This is a genomic window from Brevirhabdus sp. (genome assembly GCF_052826345.1).
The window spans coordinates 15,876-29,226 of record NZ_JBRBUA010000004.1; the positions used below are offsets into that span (position 1 = coordinate 15,876).

Annotated in this window: 12 protein-coding genes; 3 read left to right on the forward strand and 9 right to left on the reverse strand. The window is 63.4% G+C overall.

Features of this window, described 5'->3' with window-relative positions:
- Window positions 1-12 precede the first annotated feature (12 nt).
- The 8 genes from ACU0BR_RS00170 to ACU0BR_RS00205 form a co-directional block, all read right to left on the reverse strand.
- Window positions 13-1,221: a mandelate racemase/muconate lactonizing enzyme family protein gene (locus tag ACU0BR_RS00170; RefSeq protein WP_446154814.1), complete on the reverse strand. Its 1,209-nt coding sequence runs from the start codon at window positions 1,219-1,221 to the stop codon at window positions 13-15.
- 38 nt (window positions 1,222-1,259) lie between these two features.
- Window positions 1,260-2,204, reverse strand: a complete 945-nt coding sequence (locus ACU0BR_RS00175) for a branched-chain amino acid ABC transporter permease (protein WP_446154815.1) — start codon at window positions 2,202-2,204, stop codon at window positions 1,260-1,262.
- A complete protein-coding gene (locus ACU0BR_RS00180; RefSeq protein ID WP_446154816.1) occupies window positions 2,204-3,091 on the reverse strand; it encodes a branched-chain amino acid ABC transporter permease in 888 nt (295 codons plus the stop codon). Before ACU0BR_RS00180 ends, ACU0BR_RS00175 begins: the two co-directional genes overlap by 1 nt.
- A 78-nt stretch (window positions 3,092-3,169) precedes the next feature.
- Entirely contained in the window at window positions 3,170-4,363 is a 1,194-nt protein-coding gene (locus tag ACU0BR_RS00185) for an ABC transporter substrate-binding protein (RefSeq protein ID WP_446154817.1), read from the reverse strand.
- 46 nt (window positions 4,364-4,409) lie between these two features.
- Window positions 4,410-5,129 (reverse strand): ABC transporter ATP-binding protein, encoded by a 720-nt coding sequence (locus ACU0BR_RS00190; RefSeq protein WP_446154818.1) that lies wholly within the window; start codon window positions 5,127-5,129, stop codon window positions 4,410-4,412.
- A complete protein-coding gene (locus ACU0BR_RS00195) occupies window positions 5,122-5,871 on the reverse strand; it encodes an ABC transporter ATP-binding protein (protein WP_446154819.1) in 750 nt (249 codons plus the stop codon). The genes ACU0BR_RS00190 and ACU0BR_RS00195 overlap by 8 nt, the downstream gene beginning before the upstream one ends.
- A gap of 306 nt (window positions 5,872-6,177) precedes the next feature.
- Entirely contained in the window at window positions 6,178-7,287 is a 1,110-nt protein-coding gene (locus ACU0BR_RS00200) for a ParB/RepB/Spo0J family partition protein (RefSeq protein WP_446154820.1), read from the reverse strand.
- Entirely contained in the window at window positions 7,280-8,596 is a 1,317-nt protein-coding gene (locus ACU0BR_RS00205) for an AAA family ATPase (RefSeq protein WP_446154821.1), read from the reverse strand. Before ACU0BR_RS00205 ends, ACU0BR_RS00200 begins: the two co-directional genes overlap by 8 nt.
- Before the next feature lie 389 nt (window positions 8,597-8,985).
- Here ACU0BR_RS00205 and ACU0BR_RS00210 point away from each other — a divergent pair, with 389 nt between their 5' ends.
- Complete coding sequence (locus ACU0BR_RS00210) at window positions 8,986-9,717, forward strand: DnaA N-terminal domain-containing protein (protein ID WP_446154822.1); 732 nt, start codon at window positions 8,986-8,988, stop codon at window positions 9,715-9,717.
- A gap of 25 nt (window positions 9,718-9,742) precedes the next feature.
- Window positions 9,743-10,156: a (R)-mandelonitrile lyase gene (locus ACU0BR_RS00215; protein WP_446154823.1), complete on the forward strand. Its 414-nt coding sequence runs from the start codon at window positions 9,743-9,745 to the stop codon at window positions 10,154-10,156.
- Here the strand turns inward: ACU0BR_RS00215 and rimO are convergent, their stop codons facing one another.
- Window positions 10,157-11,545 carry a 30S ribosomal protein S12 methylthiotransferase RimO gene (gene rimO / locus ACU0BR_RS00220; RefSeq protein WP_446154824.1) on the reverse strand — a complete coding sequence of 463 codons (1,389 nt, stop codon included), beginning with the start codon at window positions 11,543-11,545 and terminating at the stop codon, window positions 10,157-10,159. It lies immediately after the preceding gene.
- 64 nt (window positions 11,546-11,609) lie between these two features.
- Here rimO and ACU0BR_RS00225 point away from each other — a divergent pair.
- The coding region (locus tag ACU0BR_RS00225) for an AsmA family protein (RefSeq protein ID WP_446154825.1) at window positions 11,610-13,351 on the forward strand (1,742 nt) is incomplete at its 3' end.

A 13,351-nucleotide genomic window follows, 5' to 3' on the forward strand; every position in this document is an offset into this window, starting at 1 on the left:
CTGCCCCATCCGTCAGGGCAACACGGGGTCGGTGGCCATGGTGAGATGCAATTCCGTGTCCCTGTAGGGGCTCGCGGCGATGGCGCTGTCGTTCAGCTCCACCCCCAGGCCCGGCGTGTCCGGCGGGATGACATAGCCGTCCTGCCAGACGATCGGGGTGGAGACGAAGCGGATGAACGGCCCGTCGAACCGGCCCAGCGACTCGAGGATCAGGAAATTCGGGCTGCATGTCGCGATCTGGATATTTGCCGCCGCCACGACCGGCCCGCAGTAGAGATGCGGCGCGATCTGCACCGACCGCGTCTCCGCCATCGACGCGATCTTCTTTGCCTCCAGAATGCCGCCGACCCGACCGAGATTCATTTGCAGGATCGACGCGGCGCCCGCCTCCAGCAGGCGGGCGAATTCATGTTTGGTGGTCAGCCGCTCACCCGTCGCGACGGGGATGGAGGTGAACCGCGCCACCTCCGCCATGTCAGCGGGGTTTTCGGGGGGCAGCGGTTCCTCGAACCACAGCGGATCATAGGCCTCGAGCCGCCGCGCCATGCGCTTGGCGCCCGATACGGTGAACTGCCCATGGGTGCCGAACAGCAGGTCGGCGCGCGTGCCGACAGCCTCGCGGATGCGCTTGCAGAAACGTTCCGACAGGGTCAGATCCTCCAGCCGCGGCTGATGGCCGTCATGGATCGTATAAGGGCCGGCGGGGTCGAATTTCACCGCCGTGAACCCCTGTTCGACCGCGGCCAGCGCGGCCTCCGCCGCCAGATCAGCGTCGTTGTAGACATTGGCGGACCCGGGGTCGGGATAGACGTCGCCCTGCGGCGGATAAAGATAGGTGTAGCTGCGCAGCCGGTCGTGCACCTTGCCGCCGAGCAGCTGATAGACCGGCTGATCGGCCGCCTTGCCGATGATGTCCCAGCAGGCCATTTCCAGCCCGCTCAGCACCCCCATCACCGTCACGTCGGGGCGCATGGTGAACCCCGCGCCATAGGTGCGCCGCCACAGCCTTTCGATGTGATGCGGGTCCTGCCCCTCGAACTGGCGGGCGAAGACATCCACCGCCATCGCCGCGCACAGCGCGGGCCCGAAGGTGGCGTTGTAGATCTCGCCCACGCCGGTGATGCCGCAGGCGGTGGTCAGCCTGACGAATATGAAATAGCGCCCGCCATGGCGCGGCGGCGGGTTGGCGACCACGAAGGTTTCGATCTTGTCGAGCTTCATGCACCCCTCCCCCCGCGCGCGCGGACCGCCAAGACCGCCTAGAGCGGGCGTTTCAGCCAGCGCGACAGAACGCCGATGATGCCTTCCCTGAAAAGCAGCACGCCGAGCACGAAAATCACCCCCTGGATCACCGTGACCCAGGCGCCGAATGTCGCCAGATAGTTCTGCATCGTCACGATCAGCGCGGCACCCGCCAGCGGCCCGAAAATCGTACCCATGCCACCCAGAAGGGTCATCAGCACCACCTCGCCCGACATCGCCCAATGCACATCCGTCAGCGAGGCCAGCTGGAACACCTGGCTCTTGATCGCCCCGGCCATCCCCGCAAACGTCGCGGAAAGCACGAAGACCATCAGCTTGTAGCGGTTCACGTTGTAGCCCAGCGAAATCGCGCGCGGCTCATTTTCCCGGATCGCCTTGAGCACCTGCCCGAAGGGCGAATGCACGATGCGATACAGAAACAGGATGCCGCCGAAGGTCAGCACCAGCACGAAGAAATAGAGCGATATGTTGTTCTCGAGCGAGATCAGCCCGAACAGCTTGCCACGCGGCACCGACTGGATGCCGTCCTCGCCGCCGGTGAACGGCACCTGAAGCGCGAAGAAATAGACCATCTGCGCGAAGGCCAGCGTGACCATCGCGAAATAGATGCCCTGCCGACGGATCGACAGGCTGCCGATCACCAGCCCCAGGAACGCGGCCGAGGCCGTCCCGGCAAGAACCGCGAGTTCCGGCGTCAGCCCCCAGACCTTGGCCGCATGGGCCGCGACATAGCTCGCCCCGCCGAAATAGGCCGCATGGCCGAAGGACAGCAGCCCACCGAACCCCAGCAACAGGTTGAAGGCGGCGGCGAACAGCGCAAATGCCATGACCTTCATCGCGAAGACCGGGTAGACCATGAACGGCAGCACGATCAAAAAGGCCAGCAGCGCAAGGAAGATCACCTTGTGAAGCAGCGGCATTCCGGTGGTTTGCGCAGCCATCAGGAGGCCCTCCCGAACAGCCCTTCGGGCTTGATAAGCAAAACGATCGCCATGATGACGAAAATCACGACGGCGGAGCCTTCGGGATAGAACACCCGCGTCAGCCCCTCCACCAGCCCCAGCATGTAGCCGGTCAGGATGGCCCCCATGATCGAGCCCATGCCGCCGATCACCACCACGGCAAAGACCACGATGATCAGATCGGCGCCCATGTTGGGGTTCACCGAATAGATCGGCGCCGCCAGCACGCCCGCGAAGCCCGCCAGCGCCACGCCGAAGCCATAGGTCAGCATGATCAGCAGCGGCACGTTGATGCCGAACGCCCCCACCAGCGTCGGGTTTTCCGTGGCCGCGCGCAGATAGGCGCCCAACCGGGTCTTTTCGATCAGGAACCAGGCGGCGAAACAGACGATGGCGGAAATCACGACCACCCAGGCGCGATAGTTCGGCAGGAACATGAAGCCCAGATTCTGCCCCCCCGACAGTTGCGAGGGGATCTGATAGGGCAGCCCGGAAATGCCGTAATAATTGCGGAACAGGCCCTGAATGATCAGCGCCAGACCAAAGGTCAGCAGCAGCCCGTAAAGGTGATCCAGCTTGTAGAGCCGCGACAGCATCGTGCGTTCGAGCAAGATGCCGAAGGCGCCCACGATCAGCGGCGCCAGGATCAGCGCCCACCAGTAACCGATCCCCAGATAGCTCAGCAGCATCCAGGCCACGAAGGCGCCCATCATGTAAAGCGCGCCATGGGCGAAATTGATGATGTTGAGCAGGCCGAAGATCACCGCCAGCCCCAGCGAAAGGACCGCGTAGAAGGACCCGTTGATAAGCCCCAGCAGCAGTTGGCCCAGCAGGACCTGAGGCGGAATTCCCAGAAGTTCGAACATGCGCAGGGCCCATCTTTCAGTGCATGTGCCGCCCACCGGGAAACCCCGGAAGGCGGCGTTGAAGAACCGTGACGGTGCTTACTTGGTGAAGTTGCACTCATCCAGCATCGGCAGGAAGGCGTCTTCGCCCTTGATCGTCGAGACCTGCTTGTAAAGGTCCCACTCGCCCTTGGATTCGTCGGGCGTCTTGACCTCGAACAGATACATGTCGTGGATCGCACGACCGTCACCGCGCACGGTGCCCTTGCCGAAAAGCGGATCGTCGAAGGGCATTTCCTTCATCTTGGCGGCCACGGCCTTGCCGTCGGTGCTGCCCAGGGCCTCGACCGCGCGCAGATAATGCATGGTGCCCGAATAGACGCCGGCCTGAACCATCGTCGGCTTGGCGCCATGCTTTTGCTCGAAGCGGGTCGACCATTCGCGGGTCGCGTCGTTCTGGTCCCAGTAGAAGGCTTCGGTCAGGGCCAGCCCCTGCGCCGTCTGCGCGCCGAGCGCGTGCACATCGGTGACGAAGAACAACAGTGCGGCCAGCTTCTGCCCCGCCTGGGTGATGCCGAATTCGGCGGCCTGCTTGATCGCGTTGACCGTATCGCCGCCCGCATTGGCCAGGCCGATCACATCCGCGCCGCTGCCCTGTGCCTGCAACAGGAAGGACGAGAAATCCTGCGCCGGGAAGGGTACGTTGACGGTTCCCACGACTTCGCCGCCGTTTTCCTGAACCACCTTGGAAGTGTTCTCTTCCAGCGAATGTCCGAAGGCGTAGTCGGCGGTCAGGAAGAACCATTTCTTGCCGCCGGCCTTGGTCATCTCCTTGCCGGTGCCGTTGGCCAGCGCCGCGGTGTCATAGGTCCAGTGGATCGTGGTCGGACGGCACTGCTCGCGCGTCAGCGCGGTCGACCCCGCGCCCGAGTCGATCAGCACGCCGTTCTTTTCCGCCGTGATGTCGGCCACCGCAAGCGCGACCGACGACGTCGGCACGTCGAGAATGGCGTTCACGCCCTCTTCGTCATACCACTGGCGCGCGATGTTCGAGCCGATATCGGGCTTGTTCTGGTGGTCGGCCGAGATGATCGTGACGTTCAGGCCCTTGTCCTTGGCCTTGAAATCCTCGACCGCCATGCGCGCCGCCACGACCGAGCCCTCGCCCGAAAGGTCGGCGTAGACGCCCGAGCGGTCGTTGAGCACGCCCAGCTTGACGTCGATGCCCTGCGCCATTGCCATTCCCGTGGCAAGCGCGCCCACCGCCGTTGCGATAGCCAAACTTCTGATCATTGATCTTCCTCCCTGCTGTGGCGCCACCCGGCGCCGGTGCCTTGGATCACACGCCCAGATAGGCGTGCAACTTGTCGATGTTCGCATCCAGGTCGGCGTTGGGGATCATGTCGATCACCCTGCCCTGTTCCACGACATAATGCCGGTCCGCGACCGAGGCCGCGAAACGGAAATTCTGCTCCACCAGAATGATGGTGAAGCCCTCTTTCTTGAGCGCGCCGATGGTGCGCCCGATCTGCTGCACGATGACCGGGGCCAGACCCTCCGTCGGTTCGTCCAGCAGCAGGAAACGCGCGCCGGTGCGCAGAATGCGCGCGATGGCCAGCATCTGCTGTTCCCCGCCCGACAGCTTGGTGCCCTGGCTGCGGCGACGTTCCTTGAGGTTGGGAAACAGCTCATAGATCCGATCCACGCTCAACCCGCCGTCGCGGATGCGCGGCGGCAGCATCAGGTTTTCCTCGACGCTCAGCGAGGAAAAGATGCCGCGCTCCTCCGGGCAGATGGCGATACCCCGGCGCGCGATCTGGCGCGGCTGCATTCCCACGATGTCGGTGCCGTCGAAACGGATCGTGCCCGCGCGGCGCGGCAGGATGCCCATGATCCCCAGCAGCGTCGAGGTCTTGCCCGCGCCGTTGCGCCCCAGAAGCGTGACGACCTCGCCCTCGTGCACCTCGAGGTCGATCCCGTGCAACACGTGGCTTTCGCCGTACCACCCGTTCAGCCCGGCCACGCTAAGCAGCGGTGCGCCCGTGGTCGTATCAGTCATATCCTGCTCCGATATAGGCATCGATGACCTGTTGCGATTTCGAAACCGTCTCGTAATCGCCCTCGGCCAGTATCTCGCCCCGCGCCAGCACGGTGATCTTGTCCGACAGATCGGCGACGACGGACAGGTTATGTTCCACCATCAGGATCGTGCGATCCTTGCCCACGCGACGGATCAGTGCCGAGATACGCTCCACATCCTCCTGGCCCATGCCGGCCATCGGCTCGTCGAGCAGCAGCATTTCCGGGTCGAGCGCCAGCGTCGCGGCGATTTCCAGCGCGCGCTTGCGCCCGTAGGACAGCTCCGCCGCGCGGTGGTCGATGAAATCCGACAGGCCGACGTCATCGACATGGCGGCGTGCCTCCTCGTCGAAACGGTTCAGCATCTTTTCGGAGCGCCAGAAATCGTAGCTTTCGCCGCGCTTGCGCTGCAAGGCGACGCGCACGTTCTGCAAGACGCTCAGATCGGGAAACACGGCCGAGATCTGGAACGACCGCACCATGCCCAGCCGCGCGATTTCCGCAGGCGCCATCCGGGTGATGTCGCGTCCGCGATAGCGGATCATGCCCGATGTCGGTTGCAGGAATTTCGTCAGCAGGTTGAAGCAGGTCGTCTTGCCCGCCCCGTTCGGCCCGATCAGCGCGTGGATGGTGCGTTCTTCCACCGCCAGATCGACATTGTTCACGGCGACAAAGCCGGAAAATTCCTTGGTCAGCCCGCTTGCTTCCAGCACGATAGTCATAGATTTCCGATCGCTCGCCCGTCCCTGGCCCATGGGCCGACGCCGTGGCATGGCCATGATTCCCCTTACTTATCGGAGAGAATGTCATTGCTGTCCAGCGGATCGCAACCCCTGACCCTGGCGCCCGCCCAATGCGGGCCGACAGGAACGCCCTGCCGACGAGGCGGCGCGGTCAGCTGAGGGTCCGTGTAGAGCGAAAATCGCACAAGTCGTTGAAATATATCGCTTACTTAAAGGTCGCCGCCTCAGCATCTCGTCGTAACCCGCGGGTTACCCGGCAGGAATGCCGTAACCCGCGGGTTACCCTTAAAGCGGCCTGATCGACGGGCGGCCGGTCGGGCGGCCGGTCGGGCGCTCGGGCTCCGCCGCATCGCGCTTGAGCTCCGCCTCGAAGGCGCGGATGGCCTGATCGAGCCGGTGGCGCGGCATCTTGGTGAAATCCATCCGGCTGAGGATGCGGCACTCGCCGCCCCGCGCCGTCACCTTCAGATCGCCCACGTGGAACTCGAACTTCTCTTTCGGCTGTCGCGCCTCGGCCTTGGGGGTGCTGGCGGCGGCGGCGAGAAATCCCGCCAGCAGCTTTGCCTGATCCTCCCGATCGCGCAGCCCTGCCAGCGATTGGCGCAGCGCCTCCGCGTCGCCCTGCCCCGCCTTGAGCGCCCGCGCGACATCGACGCCGAGGTTGCGCGACACCTCCCGCGGCCATTGCAGCGCCGGCCCCAGCTCGCGCAGCAGATAGACAAAGCTGCGGATGTAGGAACGCTTCATCTTGTGCAGCGAAGCATAAAGCCGCCCGACCAAAGCGTCGGCGTCATCGCCATCGATCGCGGGATCGTCGGCGGCGGTAATGGCCACCTGCGCCATCTCGGCGAAGGACAGATCCTCGCGCACGACGTTCTCTTCCACCATGTCGATGTAGCGGCCCAGCCGGTCGGTCGCCCCGAATTCGACGCGGGCGATGACGGTTGCAAATTTTTCCGACCCCGTTTCGGCGTAAAGCTGCGACAGCGCCGTCAGGCGCCGCCAGCCTTTTTTCAGCTGGAACTGCCCGGTGGCGTCCTCATAGACCTCGATGGGTTCCTTCTGGCCACGCTCCCGGATGGAGGCCTTCAGCTCCTCCATCTCCTCGGACCCCGCGACGGCCTCCAGCTCCAGCCGGTCGCGCGGCAGATCGTCGGTCGAGATCCGCGACAGGGGCAGCGATTGCAAAAGCCGCCCCTCGGACCGCGCATCGCGAAAGGATTTGGCATCCTCGGCGTTCTGGCGGCGCTGCACCACCTTGGCCTCGGTCGTTTCCTGAAGGCTGACGGCCGTGTCGCGCACCGCAGCCCCCATCGGCCCGACGGAGCGTTCGCGCCGTGGCGTGGTGGATTTCGTCTCCAGCGGCCCGAAGCCGAACTTGTTCTTGTCAGCCATCCTTCTGCTCTCCCTTTTTCTGGCCATTCGTGGCCCAGGCGGCCAGCAGCGTGTCGCGGAATTCCGCATAGGCGCGGTCAAAGCTTTGCCGCGCGCGCTTCCACGTCTCGCGGGTCATATGGCGGTAATCCTGTTCATAGACCGACATCTGGAACCGGCCCGACTGTTCGACCGCACGGGTCATCTCGATCGGGTTGTCGCAGACGTCGGCGCCGAAGACGTTGCGAAAGGCATCCATCATCGCGACGTGCAGCGGGTTTGTCGCCTCGAACCGGGTCATCAACACGCGGATGTCGAAAAACTGCTTGGGCAGGGTGATGCCGGCATCCTCCGCCAAATCGGTGAAGCCTTCGGCGATATCGTGAAGCGCGTCGCCAAGCTGGCCGAGATAGCTGGTGGTGCTGTCGTATTCCCAATAGCCGGGGCCCGAAGGGATATAGAGGATGTCGGCGGCGAAGGCTGCGTTCAGCGACTGATACCCGATCGCCGGCGGGCAGTCGAAGATGATCAGATCGTATTGATCGTCCGGCAGCTCATCGAGATATCGCGCCATGCAGCCGAAAAAGCTCCAGGCCTTGTGCAGCGACCGATACTGCGCGCTGGCGAATTCGACGAAGGCCGCGTTGGCGCAGGAAGGGATGATGTCGATGGTCGGCCAGCAGGTGTGCTGGATGAAATCCTGCACGCGCTGCGCCCCGATGGACTGCACATCCTCGGGCAGCTCGTCGCCGGAAGGGTAGGGGCAATCGCCCGCGTCGTCGAACGCCTCCGCAATGCGGTCGGCCTCATGACACAGATCGCGGCACATGATGCCCCAGACCGTGTTCCATTCGCGCACCTCGGTGATGCCCATCGAATGGGTCAACGTCGCCTGCGGGTCGAAATCCACGCATAGCACGCGATAGCCATCCAGCGCCGCGGCGTTGGCCAGATGCTGCGCCACCACCGTCTTGCCGACGCCGCCCTTGAAGTTCGACACCGCGACGCGCATCGCGCGCCCCTTGGGCCTGCGCGGCAGCAGCGACTTGCCGCGAAACCGGACCCGGCGGCGCAGCTCGTTGATTTCCTCCAGTGTGAACCAGCGCTGGCGGCCATCCTCCTCGGTGACGCCCTGGGGAAGCGAGGGATCGTCGGCCAGCTTCTTGCGCAGCGTGTCGGCCGGCACATCGAACATGAACTGACTTATTTCCCAGATCGAGAAAGGCCGCAGCGACTTCACCTCACCGGGAGAGAAGGTCGCGCGGCGCACGGCCGTTTGCTGTACGAGGCTGCGCTCGTTCATCTGCTGTAGGTCGGAATGATCCCGCATTTGCTCTGCTACTCTTGTTCTTTGTCGCTGAACTCTGAATAACGAGAAAATCAAAAAACTGCAAAAGAGATTTTTTATTCCTGTTCCTCGGGAGCCGCACCGGGAATAGCCGATAAACCGGGACCTCGCAGGGCTTGGCCTCAGGAATAAGGGGGCGAGGCGCGGGATAAAAAGCCTTATAAGGTGACATGAATTGTCCTATAAGGTGACAGCAGGGAGTCCCGCTTCACCAATTATACCTAGATTCAATCTGGTTGATTTGTAATTCCCGTAAATCGAATGCGGTTGACAGGAAACGGGATTTGATGACTTGATGAGGGATATCCAGAATCGGGCAGCCGAATGATCCGATGCGGTTTGAGATCGAATAGCAGGACAGCGGGCAGAACATGACGTTTCAACGCAAGATCACCGGGCCGGGCGCAGCGGCGGCCAAATACGATGTGCTGACTGCCATAACCGTCATGGGGTTGCATGGCGCGCCGGGGTATCAGGCGTCGATGATGCGGCTGGCGGCGATGCTGACCGCGCGCTACAACTGGGCGCGCAACGAGGTCTCGATCGGGCAGGTGGAGCTTTCGCGTCTCTGGTCTGTGAATGAACGCACCGTCAAGCGCGAGATGAAGCGTCTGACCGCAAGCGGTCTGCTGATATGTTGCAGGCCCGGTGTCCGTGGACGGGTGGGGGCCTACAGGCTCGACGTCGAAGAGCTCTGCCGTCAGTCGAGGCCCTTTTGGCCAAGCGTAGGCACGGATTTCGCCGACCGGATGGAGGCGCTGTGCCTTCAGACCGGGCAAGCTGTCGCCCCGGCGGCGGCAAGTGCGCCGGAACAGGCCGAGGGTAGTTCCGAAAGCGCGGAAACGGAGCCTCCGGCAAATTCCGGCGAATGGGGTCAGGTACAGCGCCTTTTGCGCGCGCAGGACCCCGCGCGTTATTCGGCGTGGTTTTCCAAACTGGATTACCAGGGGTGCGACGGCGGCGGGCGGGTGCTTTTGCGCGCGCCCAGCGATTTCGTCGGCCAATATATAGAGACGCATTTGAGCAAGAGCCTGCTTGCCGCGACCTCCACCGTTTTCGGCCGGGCGCGCCAGATCAGGATCGGCGGCCCGGACCGGGCGTGATATGCAGCAGCGAAAGGGCAGGGAAATGGAAATCATCCGCAGCGGGGAAAGCCCCTCTCAACCAGGGCCGTCCGACTATTTCACCGGCGCCGTCGAGATTGCCTCATTGCCCAGCGAAGACCCGCAATCGCGCGTGGCCGGGGTTATCGTCTCGTTCGAGCCGGGCGCGCGCACGGCATGGCACACCCATCCGCTGGGCCAGATGCTGCTTGTCACGGCGGGCGAGGGCTGGGCGCAGCGCGAGGGCGGCCCCAGGCAGGTGATCCGCGCGGGCGATGTGGTCTGGTTTCCCGCCGGGCAAAAGCATTGGCACGGCGCGACGGCGGACAGCGCAATGACGCATTATGCCGTCGCCGCGCCCCGCGACGGAGAGACCGTCAACTGGCTGGAGCAGGTGAGCGACGCGCAGTATCTGGCGGAAACGGCCTCCCGGGGGTGATCAGACCAACCGGCCCCAGAGGTCGTATTCGCCTGCCTCGTCCACCTCTACCGTGACAATATCTCCGGGCGAGAGACGTTCGAAACCCTCGTCGATGAAAAGATTGCCGTCGATTTCCGGCGCATCCGCCTTGGTGCGGCAGGTGGCGGCGTTGGCGTCGACCTCATCGACGATGACCTGAAGCCGCTGGCCGAGCTTGGCGACGAGCTTGGCCTCGGAAATGGCCTGGGCGGTTTCCATGAAGCGGTTCCAGCGGTCCTGCTTGACCTCATCGGGCAGGTGGCCCGGCAGCGTGTTGGACCGCGCCCCGGCCACGTTTTCGTATTTGAAGCAGCCGACGCGATCCAGCTGCGCCTCTTGCAGCCAGTCCAGGAGGGTCTGAAACTCGGCCTCCGTCTCGCCGGGATAGCCGACGATGAAGGTGGACCGCAGCGTGATGTCGGGGCAGATCGCACGCCAGGCGGCGATCTCCTCCAGTGTTTTCGAGCCCGCCGCGGGACGCGCCATACGCTTGAGCACATCGGGATGGGCGTGCTGGAACGGGATGTCGAGGTAGGGCAGCAGGCCGCTGTCGGGATCGGCCATCAGCGGGATCAGGTCGCGCACATGCGGATAGGGATAGACGTAATGCAGCCGCACCCAGACGCCCAGCCGCCCGAGTTCGCGCGAAAGATCGGTGATGTGGCTACGCAGCGTCCCGTCTTTCCAGGGGGTTTCGTCGTAGCGGCGATCCAGCCCGTAGGCGGAGGTGTCCTGGCTGATCACCAGCAGCTCGCGGACCCCGGCCTCGACCAGCTTTTCGGCCTCTCGCAGGACCGCGTGGGCAGGGCGGGAGGCCAGCTTGCCGCGCATGTCGGGGATGATGCAGAACTTGCACTTGTGATTGCAGCCCTCCGAAATCTTCAGATAGCTATAATGGCGCGGGGTAAGGCTGACGGCCCGTGCAGGCAGCAGATCGATAAAGGGGTCGGGTGACGGCGGCACTGCGCCATGGACTGCGTCCAGCACCTGTTCGTATTGGTGTGGGCCAGTAACAGCCAGAATACGCGGGTGGTGTTCGCGGATATAGTCGGGCTCTGCGCCGAGGCAGCCGGTTACGATCACCTTGCCATTTTCCTTGAGCGCTTCACCGATGGCATCAAGGCTTTCGGCCTTGGCCGAGTCGAGAAAACCGCATGTGTTCACGATCACCGCATCTGCACCGGCATAGTCTGGCGAAATGCCGTATCCCTCGGCGCGCAGTCGCGTCAATATCCGTTCGCTGTCGACCAACGCTTTCGGACAGCCCAGCGACACCATGCCGATGGTGGGCTGACCGGGGCGCGACGGTTCGGCGATCTTGGCCTTCGGGGCCAGGTCGGGGCGCAGATTTGGTGGGTTTGTGCTCATGAAATGCGCTATAAGCCATGCAAAGGGTCTGCGAAAGGCCCTGTATCAGGCAAGGAGACAGGCGATGAAGTGGATCATACGTATATTCGGCATACTGCTGCTTATCATAGTGGTTGCTGTCGGGTCGCTGTTCTTGCTGCCCGCAGATCGGATTGCACGAATCGCTGCTGACCAGTTGCGCAACCTTACGGGTCGGGATGTGGTAATCACCGGCGACGTGGGCTTGACCTTCTGGCCGGTACTGGGGGTCTCTGCCGGGGGACTTGAGGTCGGGAACGCAACCTGGGCCAAAGATGGCGCGATGTTGTCTGCGGCGAATGCTGCGATCGGGGTCGATGCCATGGCGCTGCTGCGCGGCGAGATAAAGATTACCAACATCGAAGCGCAAAGCCCGACGATCCGGCTGGAACAGAGATTGGACGGCCGCGCAAGCTGGCAGTTTACCGATGGTGGCAGCGATGCACAGATCAAAACCGCGCCGAGCGCACCGGACCGGACGCCGCGCGCCTTGACCATCCAACGGCTGAACATCATCGATGCCACACTGATATACGGTGCCGAAGGCGGAGACCTGGTGCACTACGAGGGTGTCGATCTGTCGCTTGACTGGCCTGTTCGCGCCGGTGACGCCGTTATCAGGGCATCGCTTCGCCCGGCATCTGAACGCGTGGCGATCGAAGCAACGGTAGACCGGTTCGACCAGTTTCTAAACGGAGATATCAGGCCGATCCGTCTGCGCATGGATACCAGCGGGGGTGGTGCCAGCCTGGTCGGTCGGGCAGGCCTTGGCGGGGCGGTTGCGGGCGACCTCTGGCTCAAAGCGTCGGACACCGGGCGCTTTCTCGCTGCCCTTGGGGCGGGGAATGTTGCGTTGCCTCAAGGTCTGGGTCGCACTATGGATGTGAAGCTTCAGTTGACCTTGACGCCGGACCGCCGTCTGGCCCTGCGCGAACTGGTTGCTGACCTGGACGGGAACACGATGCGTGGCGCAGCAGATATAACGCTGAACGGCACGCCCAATGTGAATGCTCAGCTCGACACCGGGGCGCTGAAGCTTGCCGGATTCGCGGGCAGCGCACCCCCGCCGGGCGAAGCGGCGTCGACAACGAGAACCGCTGCGGGCTGGTCCAAGGCCCCGATTGACGCTTCGGGGCTGGCCGCCTTCAACGGCGAAATCGCCCTGCGCGCCGACAGTATCGAACTGGGAACATTAACGTTTGGCGGCACCCGTATCTTGCTGCGCAATGACAAATCGCGCCTGGTGGCAGAACTGCGCGAGGTAAATGCCTATAACGGCACAGTCAGCGGGGAATTCGTAGTTAACAATCGCAACGGATTGTCTGTAGGCGGCAAGCTGGCTGCTCAGGCGATTTCGATGCAGCCATTGTTGCAGCAAACTGCCGGTCTATCGCGGTTCAAGGGCACCGGCGACGCCGAAATTTCGTTTCTCGGTTCGGGCGGTTCACTGGACGCCATCATGCGGTCCCTGCGCGGCGATGGTGCGATAAGCGTTGGCCGCGGAAGCATCGACGGCATCGACCTGGACGGTCTTATGGGTAATTTCGATGTGCAGGGCGGCACCACGGTGTTCGATTCGCTCGGAGCTACCTTTGCGATTGATCAAGGTGTGCTGCGCAACGAAGATTTGCTTATGCTGCTGCCCAACTTCACCGCATCGGGGGTCGGCGCGATAGATCTGGGTGCGCAGACGCTTGACTATACGGTGACACCGAAAGCTTTGAGGGTGAACGGGCGTCGGGGGCTGTCGGTCCCTGTGCGGATATTCGGGCCATGGGTATCGCCCCA